Source organism: Frigoribacterium sp. MCBA15_019 (assembly GCF_001864945.1).
GTDB lineage: Bacteria > Actinomycetota > Actinomycetes > Actinomycetales > Microbacteriaceae > Frigoribacterium.
The window spans coordinates 35,933-49,590 of record NZ_MJGS01000021.1; the positions used below are offsets into that span (position 1 = coordinate 35,933).

General features: G+C 71.9%; 13 protein-coding genes. 4 read left to right on the top strand and 9 right to left on the bottom strand.

The annotated features are described in order from the left end of the window. Positions 1-63: 63 nt before the first annotated feature. On the bottom strand, positions 64-1,407 hold the full coding sequence (locus BIV04_RS14985; RefSeq protein ID WP_255364317.1) for an MFS transporter: 1,344 nt from the start codon (positions 1,405-1,407) through the stop codon (positions 64-66). 254 nt (positions 1,408-1,661) lie between these two features. Between BIV04_RS14985 and BIV04_RS14990 the strand changes: the two genes are divergently transcribed. The 3 genes from BIV04_RS14990 (at position 1,662) to BIV04_RS15000 (ending at position 5,309) form a co-directional block, all read left to right on the top strand. Next, on the top strand, positions 1,662-2,036 hold the full coding sequence (locus tag BIV04_RS14990; protein WP_054144963.1) for an FKBP-type peptidyl-prolyl cis-trans isomerase: 375 nt from the start codon (positions 1,662-1,664) through the stop codon (positions 2,034-2,036). Then, the gene (locus BIV04_RS14995; protein WP_071257245.1) at positions 2,036-2,869 is read left to right on the top strand and encodes an aldo/keto reductase; all 834 of its coding nucleotides are present in this window, start codon (positions 2,036-2,038) and stop codon (positions 2,867-2,869) included. The genes BIV04_RS14990 and BIV04_RS14995 overlap by 1 nt, the downstream gene beginning before the upstream one ends. A gap of 148 nt (positions 2,870-3,017) precedes the next feature. Further along, positions 3,018-5,309 carry a UvrD-helicase domain-containing protein gene (locus BIV04_RS15000; RefSeq protein ID WP_071257368.1) on the top strand — a complete coding sequence of 764 codons (2,292 nt, stop codon included), beginning with the start codon at positions 3,018-3,020 and terminating at the stop codon, positions 5,307-5,309. 91 nt (positions 5,310-5,400) lie between these two features. Here the strand turns inward: BIV04_RS15000 and BIV04_RS15005 are convergent, their stop codons facing one another. From BIV04_RS15005 to BIV04_RS15025, 5 genes are all read right to left on the bottom strand, one after another. After that, positions 5,401-6,519, bottom strand: a complete 1,119-nt coding sequence (locus tag BIV04_RS15005) for a hypothetical protein (RefSeq protein WP_255364318.1) — start codon at positions 6,517-6,519, stop codon at positions 5,401-5,403. Next, on the bottom strand, positions 6,519-7,589 hold the full coding sequence (locus tag BIV04_RS15010; protein WP_255364319.1) for an extracellular solute-binding protein: 1,071 nt from the start codon (positions 7,587-7,589) through the stop codon (positions 6,519-6,521). Before BIV04_RS15010 ends, BIV04_RS15005 begins: the two co-directional genes overlap by 1 nt. 114 nt (positions 7,590-7,703) lie before the next feature. Continuing rightward, positions 7,704-8,714, bottom strand: coding sequence for an ABC transporter ATP-binding protein (locus BIV04_RS15015; RefSeq protein ID WP_071257250.1), 1,011 nt, complete (start codon positions 8,712-8,714; stop codon positions 7,704-7,706). Beyond that, on the bottom strand, positions 8,711-9,508 hold the full coding sequence (locus tag BIV04_RS15020; RefSeq protein ID WP_255364320.1) for an ABC transporter permease: 798 nt from the start codon (positions 9,506-9,508) through the stop codon (positions 8,711-8,713). The genes BIV04_RS15015 and BIV04_RS15020 overlap by 4 nt, the downstream gene beginning before the upstream one ends. Continuing rightward, a complete protein-coding gene (locus BIV04_RS15025; protein ID WP_071257252.1) occupies positions 9,505-10,329 on the bottom strand; it encodes an ABC transporter permease in 825 nt (274 codons plus the stop codon). Before BIV04_RS15025 ends, BIV04_RS15020 begins: the two co-directional genes overlap by 4 nt. A 176-nt stretch (positions 10,330-10,505) precedes the next feature. Here BIV04_RS15025 and BIV04_RS15030 point away from each other — a divergent pair, with 176 nt between their 5' ends. After that, positions 10,506-11,474 carry a LacI family DNA-binding transcriptional regulator gene (locus BIV04_RS15030; RefSeq protein WP_071257255.1) on the top strand — a complete coding sequence of 323 codons (969 nt, stop codon included), beginning with the start codon at positions 10,506-10,508 and terminating at the stop codon, positions 11,472-11,474. A gap of 46 nt (positions 11,475-11,520) precedes the next feature. Here BIV04_RS15030 and BIV04_RS15035 read toward each other — a convergent pair whose 3' ends face one another. Genes BIV04_RS15035 through BIV04_RS15045 form a run of 3 tightly spaced genes read right to left on the bottom strand, consistent with a single transcriptional unit; the run spans position 11,521 to position 13,555 of the window. Further along, positions 11,521-12,159, bottom strand: coding sequence for a hypothetical protein (locus BIV04_RS15035; RefSeq protein ID WP_071257257.1), 639 nt, complete (start codon positions 12,157-12,159; stop codon positions 11,521-11,523). Then, positions 12,156-12,461: a protealysin inhibitor emfourin gene (locus tag BIV04_RS15040; protein WP_055973501.1), complete on the bottom strand. Its 306-nt coding sequence runs from the start codon at positions 12,459-12,461 to the stop codon at positions 12,156-12,158. The genes BIV04_RS15035 and BIV04_RS15040 overlap by 4 nt, the downstream gene beginning before the upstream one ends. 56 nt (positions 12,462-12,517) lie before the next feature. After that, positions 12,518-13,555: a M4 family metallopeptidase gene (locus BIV04_RS15045; RefSeq protein ID WP_071257258.1), complete on the bottom strand. Its 1,038-nt coding sequence runs from the start codon at positions 13,553-13,555 to the stop codon at positions 12,518-12,520. Positions 13,556-13,658: the final 103 nt, after the last annotated feature.

The following is a 13,658-nucleotide window of genomic DNA, read 5'->3' on the forward strand; positions in this document are numbered from 1 at the left end:
CGCCGCCGCGAAGCCTCCCACCTCGGGTGCGGTCGCCGCGACGACTGCCATCGCCGACTCGGGTCAGGGAGTCGGCGCCTCGGCGTCGTAGCGTCCGAAGGCAGGGGTCAGCCGGGCCACGAGCGCGACGAGCGCCACGACGAGCAGCCCGCCGAGCAGGGGCGGCCAGAAGACGGCGATGCCCGCGACGAGTCCGACGAACAGGTCGCCCACCCGGGGCCCGCCCGTGACGACCACGATGAAGATGCCCTGCAGGCGGCCCCGCATGGCGTCGGGCGCGGCCGACTGCAGGATGGTCGACCGGAAGATCGAGCTGACGTTGTCGCTCGCACCCGCTCCGGCCAGCGCGATCGCCGCCCCGCCGAGGGCGGCCAGGTTCGCCTGGTCGAGTCCCGCCGTGACGTCGCCGCCGTGGGCCGGTGTCACGAGCAACACGACGCCGAACGAGGCGATGCAGAGCCCGTAGGCGGTGATCGCCCATCGCACGGCCACGCCCTGACGGCGCACGTGGCCGAGGCGTCCCGAGAAGACGCTGCTCAGCAGTGCCCCCACCGCGAACGAGGCGGAGAGGACGCCGACCGTCACCGCGCCTCCTCCGATCACGAGCGTGCCGACCACCGGGTAGAGCACGCGGGGCATGCCGAAGGTCATCGCCACGATGTCCATGACGAAGGTCGTCCGGATGTTCGGCGACCGTTTCAGGAACGCCAGACCGAAGCGCAGCGACTCGAGCCCCGGGCGCTGGGTCTCGCCCTCGGGTCGGATCGGGGGCAGTGTGACGATCCCGAGGAACGCCGTCGAGAACAGCACGACGTCGACCGTGTACGTCAGCGGGAACCCCACGCCCGCGACCAGCACGCCGGCCAGCGCGGGCCCGACGGTCAGCATCAGGCCCATGCTGATGCCGCTCAGAGCGGAGGCGGCCGGCAACAGCTCGCGGGGCAGGAGGCGCGGCACGATCGAGGCGCGCGAGGTCGCGATCATCGTGCCCGCCACGGCGTTGACCGTGGTCAGCAGATAGAGCAGCCACACCTCGTGCAGTCCGAGGTAGGCGTGCAGCGCGATGGCCGCGGTCGAGAGCCAGGCGAAGACGGCGGCGACCAGCGCGACCTTCCGCCGGTCGAAGGCGTCGGCGAGCATGCCGCCGTAGAGACCGGCCAGGATCATCGGCACGAGCGAGACGACGCCGACCAGGGCGACCGCGAAGGTCGAGCGGGTGATCTCGAAGATCTCGAGGCCGACGGCGACGAGCGTGAGCTGCGTCCCGATGCCGCTGATGGCGCTGCCCGCGAACAGCCGGGCGAAGGCGGGGCTGGTGCGGAGCGGGGTGACGTCGACGAACAACGGGCGACGGGCCGGCGGCGCAGAGCGGGGCGACGGCGGTGACGGAGGCGGGGTGGCGGACAAGCTGCCATTCTTGCCGATCGTGCAGATTCCCGCAGGCCCGGGTGGCGCGGCCCGTGCGGCGCGACCCGCGCGACCGGCGCGACCCGGTCCGGGCCGGCTCTCGGCCGATTTGGCGGCGCGACACCACGGGAGTAGCGTCCATGTGTTCGCATCGATGACTTGTTCTCGGTGCGAACGTGGGTCGGCTTCTCGAGCCTCGCAGGGAGGACGCGAGCGGCCGACCCGCCCCTCGGCGGGGTGGTTGGATGGTCGGCATGACTCACGACCCCCAGACCAAGCCCGAGATCGACGCCCCCACCGGCCCCGCCCCCACCGAGCTGAAGATCACCGACGTCACCGTCGGCGACGGAGCCGAGGCGCAGTCCGGCTCGACCGTCAACGTCCACTACCTCGGCGTCGAGCACGACTCCGGCGAAGAGTTCGACTCGTCGTGGAGCCGCGGCGAGGCCATCAACTTCCCGCTGCAGGCCCTGGTCCGCGGCTGGCAGGAGGGCATCCCCGGCATGAAGGTCGGCGGACGCCGCGAGCTCGTCGTGCCGCCCCACCTGGCCTACGGCCCCGCCGGTGGCGGCCACCCGCTCTCGGGCAAGACGCTGATCTTCGTCATCGACCTGCTCGGCGTCAGCTGATGACGGTCGCCCCCTCGGTCGGCCTCAACGACGGGCGCACGCTGCCCCAGCTCGGCCTCGGCACCTACGGACTGAACGGCGACGAGGGCACGGCACAGGTCGTCACGGCGATCTCGTCGGGCTACCGTCTGCTCGACACGGCGCTGAACTACGGCAACGAGGCGGCCGTCGGGGCGGCGATCCGTCAGAGCGACGTGTCCCGCGACGACCTGGTCGTCACGACGAAGCTGCCCGGTCGGCACCACGGGTACGACGAGACCCTGGCGAGCTTCGACGAGAGCCGGGCGAACCTCGGCCTCGACTTCGTCGACCTGTACCTGATCCACTGGCCGCTGCCGCGGATCGACAAGTACGTCGAGACGTTCAAGGCCTTCGTCCGGCTGCAGGAGGACGGGCTCGTCGGCTCGATCGGCGTCTCGAACTTCACGGCCGAGCACCTGCAGCGCGTCGCCGACGAGACGGGCGTGGTGCCCGCGGTCAACCAGATCGAGCTGCACCCGTACTTCCCGCAGGCCGAGTTGCGCGCCGTGCACGAGAGCATGGGCATCGTCACCGAGAGCTGGAGCCCGCTCGCGAAGCAGAGCGAACTCCTGCACGAGGCACGCGTCACCGCGATCGCGGAGGCCCACGGCAAGACGCCCACCCAGGTCGTCCTCCGCTGGCACGTGCAGCTCGGCGCGGTCCCCGTGCCGAAGTCGGCCGACGCCGGTCGTCAGCGCGAGAACCTCGACGTCTTCGACTTCGAGCTCACGCCCGACGAGGTCGAGTCGATCAGCGGCCTCGAGCGCGGTCGGCTGTGGGACGGCGACCCGCTGACGCACGAGGAGTTCTAGGCCCGGCTCCGACGCGACCACCCCAGGAGGCGCGCTCGTCCCCTCGAGGACGGGCGCGCCTCCTGCGTCCTCGGACCGATTCCGGGCCTCGCCGTCGGTGGCCGGAAGCTAGACTGGCGTGCCGACTTTTCCCGAAGGGTACGAACACCTGTTGTCATCCGAGATCGACCGCGAACGCGCCTATGTGGGCACCCTCTACGAACGCCTCGACGAGCTGAAGGCCGACGCCCGCGTCCGCCTCGAGCGGACCCGCCGCGAGACCGTCGGCGGCAACCACCAGAGCCGCAGCGAGCGCGACGCCTACGCGCGGCTGTACGAAGACACCATCGTCCAGCTGGGCTCGGTCGACGAGCGGCTCGCGTTCGGTCGCCTCGAACTCGAGACGCCCGACCTGCTCGGGCAGACCGGCGACGTCGACCGTCCGGCCGAGCCCGGCGAGGGCGGACGCTACCGCTACATCGGCCGCATCGGCCTGCGCGACGAGGCGCACCACCCGATCCTGCTCGACTGGCGCGTGCCCGGTGCCAGCGCCTTCTACCAGGCGACCGCCGCGACGCCCATGGGGGCCCGCGCCCGTCGCCACCTGACCCTCGAGGGTCGCACCGTCACCCGTCTCGAGGACGAGGTGTTCGACCCCGACCTGCTCGACCGCGACGACGTGCAGTTGCAGGGCGAGGGGGCGCTCATGGCCGCGCTGACCGCGCAGCGCACCGGCCGCATGACCGACATCGTCGCCACGATCCAGGGCGAACAAGACCGCATCATCCGTTCGCAGCTCGACGGCGTGCTCGTCGTCCAGGGCGGCCCCGGCACGGGCAAGACGGCCGTGGCTCTGCACCGGGCCGCGTACCTGCTCTACTCGCACCGCGACCGGCTGAAGGGCTCGGGCGTGCTCGTCGTCGGGCCGTCGCGGTCGTTCCTGCGCTACATCGAACAGGTGCTGCCCTCTCTCGGCGAGAGCGGCGTCGTCCTGTCGAGTCTCGGCGGCCTGTACCCGGGCGTCGAGGCCCAGACCGACGACGCGCCCGACGTCGCCGCGCTCAAGGGGTCCGCCGAGATGGCCGAGCTGATGCGTCGCGCGGTCCGGTCGCGGCAGATCCGCCCGGCCGAGCCGACGACCATCGACATCAACGGCGAACGCCTCGTGGTGCGCCCCGAGCTCGTCGGCGAGGCCATGCGCAAGGCCCAAGAGCGCGGCAAACCCCACAACGTGGCCCGGGTCACCTTCAACAAGGCGGCCCTCTCGGCCCTGACGCGCCAGCTGGTCGACCAGATGCGCGAGCACGGCACGACGGTCGACGAGTCCGACGAGGCCGTCCTGCGAGAAGACATCCGGCAGTCCTACGACGTGCGCGTGCTGCTCAACACCGCCTGGCTGCCGCTCAGCGCCGAGAAGCTCGTCGAAGACCTGTACGCCCGGCCGAACTGGCTCGCCTCGATCACCCCGCGCTGGACGCCCGAGCAACGCGCCCTGCTCCGGCGCGAACGCGGGGCGGGCTTCACGGTCTCCGACGTGCCGCTGCTCGACGAGGCCGCCGAGTTGCTCGGCGAGTTCCAGTCCGGCGTCGACCCCGAGCGCCTGGCCCGCAAGGCCCAGCGCAAGCGCGACATCGAGAACGCCGAGCGCGCCATCGAGAACATGGGCGTCGAGGGCATGGTCAGCGCCGAGCAGATCGCCGGGGGCTTCGCCGAGCGCGCCGCGTCGATGACGACCGCCGAGCGGGCCGCGGGGGACCGCACCTGGGCCTTCGGCCACGTGGTGGTCGACGAGGCGCAAGAACTGTCGCCCATGCAGTGGCGCCTGCTCTCACGGCGTTGCCCGCTGCGGTCGTTCACCGTCGTCGGTGACATCGCCCAAGCGTCGAGCCCGGCGTCGGCGACCTCGTGGGACCGCGCCCTCCAGGCCCTGCTCGGCCGTCGTCGAGGCGGCGGCGCACAGGGCACGTCGGCTCCGTGGCGGCTCGAAGAGCTCACCGTCAACTACCGGACGCCGGCGCAGATCGTGACCTACGCCGAGGACGTCGCGACGGCGACCGGGCTGCGGATCACCCCGAGCCGGTCGGTGCGGTCGAGCGAGTGGCCGGTGCGCGAGGTGACCGGCGCCTCCTCGAAGGACGACTTCGTGCGCGCCACCGTCGAGGCCGTCCGTGCCGACCGGGAGATCGACTCCGAGGGCACGCTCGCGGTGATCGCCCCCGAGCAGGCCGTCCAGGCGCTGGTCGAGGTGCTGTCGGCCGAGTTCGACGGCCTCGTGGCTGCCGGCACGGCGTCGTTGACCAAGCCGATCTCGGTGCTGAGCCCGACGACGTCGAAGGGGCTCGAGTTCGACTCGGTCGTCGTGGTCGACCCCGAGCGGGTGCGACAGTCCAGCCGACGCGGCAACGCCAGCCTCTACGTGGCGATGACCCGGCCGACGCAACGCCTCACGGTCGTCTCGTAGGCCGGGTCGCGGGGCCGGGTCGGCCGGTTCTGCCCGACGCCGGCCCGCCCCGCGCCGGCTCTTCCCCGCAGCGGCTCGCCCCGAGCCGGCATCAGACCCCGGCCACCCCGAACTCGAGGTCGAGGGCCGCCAGCTCGCGGTCGAACCGCGCCCGCAGCGCCTCCTTCTCGGCGCCGGGCAGCCAGCTGGCGTCGACGCCGGCGTAGGCCATCGAGCGCACCTGGTCGGCGGTGGCCCCGATCTGCTCGTGCACGATGCGGTACTCGGCGGCGAGGCTCGTCGGGAACATCCCCGGGTCGTCGGACGCGGGCACGACGTTCAGGCCCGCGTCGAGCATGGCCTCGATGGAGGCGCGGCGCCAGGGACGCCACGACCGTCGCGAGGTCGTCGACACGACGGTGAACGCCACCTGCTCGTCGCGCACGCGCGCGACGACCTCGTCGTCCTCGAGCACGTAGTACCCGTGGTCGATGCGGTCGCAGCCGAGCTGGTCGAGGCAGGTGATCGTGTTGACCGCCGTGGGGGAGTGCTCGGACGAGTGGGCTGTGCGGCCGAGCCCGGCCTCGCCGGCGAGACGGTAGGCGTCCACGAACCGCTCGGGCGGGCCCGAGGTCTCGAGGTTGTCGAGGCCGATGCCCGCGACGTACTCGTGAGGGTGGTCGACGACCTGCTGCACGAGGGCGAGCGCGTGCTCGCCCGACTTGCTGCGGTCGATGCCCTGGATCATCCGGCCGGTCATGCCGAAGTCGCGCTCCGCCATCCGGATGCCCTCGGCGTACGCCTCGACGGACCCGGCGTAGCCGAGCGACTCGAGGTGTGGCGGCACGGCGTCGAAGAACAGCTCGAGGTGACGGGTCCCGCTGGTGCGGTGCGCCTCCTCGAAGGCCTCGTAGACGATCCGCGTGAGGTCGTCCGCGTCGCGCAACACCTCGACGACCCAGTTCGACGCCTGGAACAGCGAGTACGACACCTCGGGCTCGTCGGCGCTGCGCCCCTGCGGCACGGGGATGCGCGTGTCGCGGTAGAGCGCCGGGTCGGGCGGCAGCGAGTTGATGTCGGCGAAGATCCGCTCGGGCTCGTCGGGCAGCTCGAGCCCCTCGCGGCGGGCGAGCTCGGCGAAGGTGCTCGCCCGGACGGTGCCGATCAGGTGGCAGTGCAGGTCGACCTTGGGCATGCGGTCCAGGTAGGCCGGGGGCAGGGTGGTGCTCATCAGCGCGAGGTCACCTCACGGGCGAAGCGGTCGACCCAGTCCGAGCGGGTGGGGACGAGTTCGGTCGGGTCGAGGGTCGAGTAGCCCGCGGCGACCGGGTCGGCGGCGATGTCACCCACGACGGCCTCGATCGTGTCGGGCACCGTGGCGCCCGGGTTGACGGGCAGGTCGCCGACGATCTCGGCGGACGAGGTCTGCGCCTCGACCGAGAGCAGGTAGTCGACGAACTGGTTCGCGCCGTCGACGTTCTCGGCACCGGTCGGGATCATCGCGCGGTTGGTGGCCATGTAGCGGCCCGTGGCCGGCGCCGTCCAGGCGATCGGCTCGCCGGACTCGACGGGGTCGGTCGCGAATCCGCTCAGCGAGTCGGCGGCGACGATCTCGCCCTGCGTCAGCAGGTTGGTCACCTCGGTGGACGAGCTGTAGAACTGCAGCACGCCGGGGGCCCACTCGCCGAGCTGGTCGAGGGCCGCGTCGATGTCGTAGGGGCCGTCGCCGTACTCGTCGGCGACGCCCGAGACCATCAGCTGGCCGGCCGTCACGGAGATGTCCGGCAGGGCGACCTTGCCCGAGACGCCCTTCTCGCCGTAGAGGCTCCACTGCGCGGCCTCGTCGGCGGTCAGTTCGTCGGTGGAGTACATCGTGCCGTTGAGCTGGTAGCTGTAGGCCGGGCCGAGGTAGGAGTCCTCTTTCGCGAAGTCGGCGATCTCGTCGAGCGACGGCACGGCCGAGGCGTCCACCTGCTGGAAGAGGTCGTCCTCCTGGCCGAGGGCCGCGTAGTAGTCCGAGATCAGCATGACGTCGACGTCGGGCTGCCCGCCCGCGACCTGCAGCTGCGACAGGCGGTCCGAGTTCGAGCCGGTGTCGACGACGACCTCGATGCCGGTCTTCTCGGTGAACGGGTCGATGACGGCTTCCTGGAACTCCTCGACGCCGAACGGGAACGTGCTCACGGTGATCGTGTCGGCGTCGGGCTCGCCGCCGCCGTCGGCCGAGCAGCCGGCGAGCACGAGGGTCGTCGCGGCGACGCCGGCGACGATCGCCAGGCGGGTGCGGAGGGTGGGGGTCATCATCGTGTCCTTTCGGGGCGGTCTCGGCGAGACCGGGCGGTGTGGAACGCGGGTGGGTGGGCCCGGTGGAGGCGGGTCACGAGGAGGCGCGCGCGGCTCCGCGCACCGGGCGGATCAGTCGGCGAGTGCCACGAGCCGCGAGGCCGGCGCCGTGACGGTCACCCGGTCGCCGATCGCGACCGTCTCGGAGCCCGTGCTGCGGACGTCCGACAGCAGTCGCACCTCCGCCCCCGCGGCGTCGACGGCGTGCACGGTGACGAGCAGGTCGACCCCGCGGTACGCGACGTCGCTGACGACCCCGGCGAGGTGCAGGCCGTCGTGCGCCGCGCCTCCTGCGGAGGTCTCGGGCGTGACCCCGAGGTGCTCGGGGCGGATCGCGAGCAGGGTGCCGTCGGTTGCCGTGACGAAGTTCTCGTAGCCGAGGAAGTCGGCGACGAAGCGGTTCGCCGGGTTCGGGAACACGTGCTGCGGCGAACCCTGCTGCATGATCCGCCCGGCGCGCATGAGCACCATGTCGTCGCTCATCTCGAGTGCTTCGTCCTGGTCGTGCGTGACGAGCACGACGGTGAGGCCCGTCTCTCCCTGGATGCGGCGGATCTCGGCGCGCATCTGTACGCGCAGGCGAGCATCGAGGTTCGACAGCGGCTCGTCGAGCAGCAGCAGCTTCGGGCGGATGGCGATGGCGCGGGCCAGGGCGACGCGTTGTTGTTGGCCGCCCGAGAGCTTCTTCGGCTTGCTGCCGGCGAGGTGGGCCAGACCGACCAGGTCGAGGGTCTCCATCACGCGACGGCGGCGCTCGGCGGTGTCGACGCCGCGCAGCTTCAGGCCGTAGCCGACGTTGTCGGCGACGCTGAGGTGCGGGAAGAGCGCGTACGACTGGAACACCATGCCCAGGTCGCGCTTCTCGGGCGGCGTGCGCGTGCTGTCGACGCCGGCGATGCGGATCGTGCCCGACGTCGGGGCGGCGTAGCCGGCGAGCATGCGCAGGCTCGTCGTCTTGCCGCAGCCGCTCGGGCCGAGCAGCGTGGTGAGCTTGCCCTCGGCGATGGACAGGTCGATCGAGTCGACGGCGGTGAAGTCCCCGAAGACCTGGCTGACGGCGACGAATTCTGCTGCGGTGCTCATCTGTTGATGCCTCCGAAGATCTTGGCGAAGCCGAGGGTGCGTTCGGCGATGACGGCGATGACGACGGTCCCCGCGAGGATGAGCGTGGCCATCGCCGCGACCATGGGGTCGTAGCTCTGCTGCACGTAGTCGAGCATCGTGACGGGCAGGGTGCGGAAGTCGCGGCTCTGCAGCAGCAGCGACAAGGGGACGTTGTTGAACGAGGTGACGAAGCTGAGCAGCGCCGCCGAGAAGATGCCGGGGCGCAACAGGGGCAGGGTCACCGTGAAGAAGGCCCGGAGGGGCGAGGCGCCGAGCCCGCGGGCGGCCTCCTCGAGGGCGGGGTCGGCCAGGGCCAGGGAGGCGCCGGTCACCCGGACCGCGTAGGGCAGCATCAAGACGGTGTGCCCGATCAACAGCACGGGGAAGTTGTCGAGCCGGAACCCGATGACGAGCTGCTGGTAGAGCGCGAGCCCCACCACGAGCTCGGGGACGATCAGCGGCGACAGGAACAGCGCCTCGACGAGCCCTTTGCCCGGCAACCTGCCTCGATGGATCGCCAGCGTCGCGGGGATGCCGACGAGCAGGGCGAGCACCGTGGCGATCAGGGCGAGCTGGAGGCTCGAGACGAAGGCCTGGGTGAACGGGTCGTAGCCGAGCGCGGCCTCGAACCAGCGCAGCGAGAACCCCTGGGGCGGGAAGCGCAGGGTGCGTTCGCTCGTGAACGCGGTGGCGACGACGAACAGGATCGGGACGATCATCACGACGTAGCCGGCGACGGCGAGCGTGCCGGCGATCGGGCGGCGGGTGGTCACGAGGTGGCTCCCTTCCGGGCGACGAGGGACGACAGACCCGACACGACGAAGACCAGCACGGTCATGATCAGGGCGGTGGCCGAGGCCCCGGCCCAGTCGATCGTCACGCTCGAGTACGAGAAGAGCTGCGTGGCGAGCATGCGCTGGCCCGAGCCGCCGAGGAGGTACGGGGTCGTGTAGGCGGTGACCGAGCCGGCGAAGACGAGGGTCGCGGCGACGACGACGCCGGGCAGCGAGAGGGGGACGACGATGCTCCAGAAGGTGCGGGTGCGGCTCGCGCCGAGCCCGCGGGCGGCGTCGTCGAGGCCCGGGTCGACCTGGGCCACCGCCGAGTAGCACGAGATGATCGCGAGCGGCAGGAACAACTGCGTCAGGCCCAGCACGATCGCCAGCTCGGTGTAGAGCAGCTGCGGGGCCTCGTCGACCAGGCCGAGCGTCGTGAGCAGTTGACCGATGGCGCCGTTCTTCCCGAGCACCACGAGCCACCCGAAGGTGCGGACGACGTTGCTGAGCAGCAGCGGGAAGATCGCCAGGGCGAGCAGGACGCCCGACCAGCGCGAGGTCGAGCGGGCGAGCAGGTAGGCGATGGGGAAGCCGAGGGCCACGCAGATCACGGTCACGACGAGGCCGAGCCCGACGGTGCGTCCGATGATGCGCAGGTCGAAGGGATCGGTGAGCATCTGGCCGAGGCGGCCGACGATCTCGCCGGCGGTCACGCCGGGCGGGGCGAAGAGCATCGCGAGCGACGGCACCGCGAAACCGATCAGCAGGAAGGCGAGGCCCGGCAGCAGCAACAGCAGCGCGGGTTTGCGGGACGTCACGGGTTTCCTCCGATGGGTTCTGCCTCAGGGGGGATGTCGGCTCCACGTCGGGTGAAACCGGTTACATCGACCCTAAGGGCGTGGATCGCTCGCGCCGGTCCTGCCGTGTAAACAGCTTGTTACAAGCGTCAGGACGTCGCGCGGGACCGGTTTCAGCGAGGCTCTAGGGTGGGGGCATGACTGGGGCAGGGCGGCTCGCGACGCTGGCGGACGTGGCGACGCTCGCGGGTGTCTCGAAGGCGACCGCCTCGCGGGTTCTGAGCCGCCCCGAGTTGGTGTCGCCCGACACGGCCGGTCGTGTGCTCGCCGCCGCCGCGAAGCTCGGCTTCGTGCCCAACCGTGCGGCTCGCCAGTTGGCCCGTGGGCGGACGGGCGTCGTCGCCCTCGTCGTGCCGACCCTCGACAACGCGTTCTTCACGCCGATCATCGCCGGGGCCCAGGCCGCGGCGGGCGAGGCCGACCTGCAGCTGACGGTCGCGGTCCACCCGTTGGCCGAGGCGGGCGAGCTGGCCGCGTTCGAGCGGCTGTCACACCAGGTCGACGGGTTCATCGTCGTGGCCCCGCGGGGGGCCGACGACGTCGTGCGGGCCGCGACGGGCCACAAGCCGACCGTGCTCGTCGACCGCGAGGTGGCCGGGGTGTCGTCGGTCGTGGCCGACACGGCGACCGCGTTCGGTTCGCTCGTGTCGCGCTTCGTCGCCGAGGGGCACGAGCGCGTCGCCTACCTCGGCGGGCCCGACGGCTCGTGGCAGAACGTCCAGCGCACGGCCGCGGTGGTCGAGGCCGCCGCCGGCCGGGCCGAGCTCACGGTGCTGGGGCCCTACCCGTCCACCTTCGAGGCCGGGGTCCGGGCGAGCGACGACGTCCTCGCCTCCGGGGCGACGGCCGTCGTTCCCTACGCCACGGCGATCGGGCTCGGCCTGATGTTCGTCCTCCGGGCCGACGAGCACCGCGAACGTTCCGTCACGGTCAGCTCGGAACGCATGGTCGTCGACGCCCTCGGGCTGGTGGGGGTCCCGGCGATCGACGTCGACGGCGAGCACCTGGGGCGGGTCGCGGCCGGTCGACTGCTCGAGCTGTTGGCACCGGGCGGGCCGTCCGAGCCGACGACCACGCGCCTCCCCGTCCCGGTCCGCTGGCCCTGACCTCGTCGGCGGGCTCCGACGACCTGCGCTGAGCGTCCGGCGCGGCTCAGCGGTAGTCGGCAGGCCAGGCGAAGGCCGGAGGCGCGGTGACCGTCTCGCCGATCGGCGCGAGCACGAGGTCGATGCGCTCGAAGTCCCGCAGCGGGATGCCGGCCGGATCGGCCGTGTAGGGGCTGCCCCCGACGAAGGTGTGCAGCTCGAGTCCGTCGTCGTGCCCGAGCGACCCCACGCCCTGTCCGTCGAGTGCGACGTCCCACTCGCTGAAGAGCTGCCCCAGGACGAACGTCTCGCGCGTGGGCGACTCGACGTGCACGATGCCGCTCGTGTCGTGCGTGTGGATCTCGGCGGCGAACTTCGCGTCGGAGTCGTGCCCGATGTCACCGGGCACGGTGACCGCCTGCCCGTCGACGGTGATCGAGAGGTGCGTGTGCACGTGCATGGCGAGGTCCTGGCCCCAGACGTTCTCGAGGCCGGCGGCGGCCGCCCGGGTCTCGAGCTGGTCGGTCGCCGGGCGACCCCAAGGAGGCGCGGTGGCGGCCCCGCGGACGTTCAGCGGGTTGCCGCTCTGCACCACGGCCACACCGACCCCGCCCGCCACGAGGACGACGAGGGCGAGCAGCCCGGCCAGCACCTCGCCCGAGAGTCGTCGGCGAGGTCGGCGAGGTCGGCGCGTCCGGTCGCTCATCGCGTCGGACCGGTCTTCGCCTCGGCCTCGGAGGTGCTGCGGACACGGTCCACGAGCTCGCGCCACGGCCCGGTGACCTGCTGCTCGGGCAGCTTGGCCTTGCGGGTCGGGCGGGTCTCGGCCGTGATGACCCACACGAAGCGATCGGGTTGCACCGCCTGGGCGGACGCCGGGGCCTGCGACCAGGGCACCTGGTCGATGAGGACGAGCCACGACTCGGTGTCGGGCTCGGAGTCGACGTCGACCGACCAGCTGCGGGTGAGGCCGGCGAAACCACCGGAGCGCGACACGGTGACCTTCATGGGCGCGATGCTACCCCCGCGGCGTCCGGGGCAGCAGGGTCTCGCGACGAGCGTCCTCAGGCCGCCGGGGTGACCCCGACGCCCTCCCACCCGGCCGTGGTCGCCCGGGTCTCGTCGGAATCCGCTCCGTATCGTGCCGTGGCCGCCTCGACGGTCGCCGCCGCGAACTGGGCGAAGGTGGCCTCGGTCGAGAGGGTGCCGCCGGTGAGCGTGTCGTACCAGACCTGACCGGCGCGCGACCAGGCCTCGCCCCCGATGGCCTCGGCGACCAGGTAGAAGGCGCGGTTGGGGATGCCCGAGTTGAGGTGCACCCCGCCGTTGTCGTCGGTGGTCTCGACGTAGTCGTCCAGGTGGCCGGGTTGCGGGTCCTTCCCGAGGACGTCGTCGTCGTACGCGGTGCCCGGGGCCTTCATCGACCGCAGCGCCCGACCCTGCACCTCGGGGGTGAAGAGCCCTTCGCCGATGAGCCAGGTCGCCTTGTCGGCGGTCTGGCCGAACAGGTGCTGCTCGACGAGCGCCCCGAACACGTCGCTGACCGACTCGTTGAGCGCACCCGACTGCCCCTGGTAGGTGAGGTTCGCGGTGTACTGGGTCACGCCGTGGGTGAGTTCGTGCCCGATGACGCTGACCGATGCCGTGAAGCGCTCGAACACCTCGCCGTCGCCGTCGCCGAACACCATGCGCTCGCCGTTCCAGAAGGCGTTGTCGTAGTCCTGGCCGTAGTGGACGGTCGCGTCGAGGGGCAGCCCGGCGCCGTCGATCGACGACCGCCCGTACACCTCGCGGAACAGGGCGTAGGTGGCGCCGAGCGCGTCGTACGCCTCGGTGGCGGCGACGTCGTCGGTGGCGGGTTCGCCCTCGCCGCGCACGCGCAGGCCCGGCAACTCCTCGGTGCCCTGCGCGTCGAAGATCGTGCGCTCGAGCACGGCCTCGCCGCCGAGTGCCCCCTGCACCACCGGGGGAGTCGCGTTGCGGTCGACGGCCTCCATCGCGAGCAGGCCGTTGCGCGCGGCCTGCGGCGCCCGGTGCAGGCGGGGCGAGTCGGCCTCGGCGAGGTGGGCGAGCAGGTACGGGGGGACGATGAACCGCGACATGCGTGCACTCTTCCACGGGCCTCCGACATCGGACCGGCCGTTGACACGATCGTGACGTACCGGTCGGTCGCGCGTCGCCGGTCTGACGACCGGTGCCGCGAGG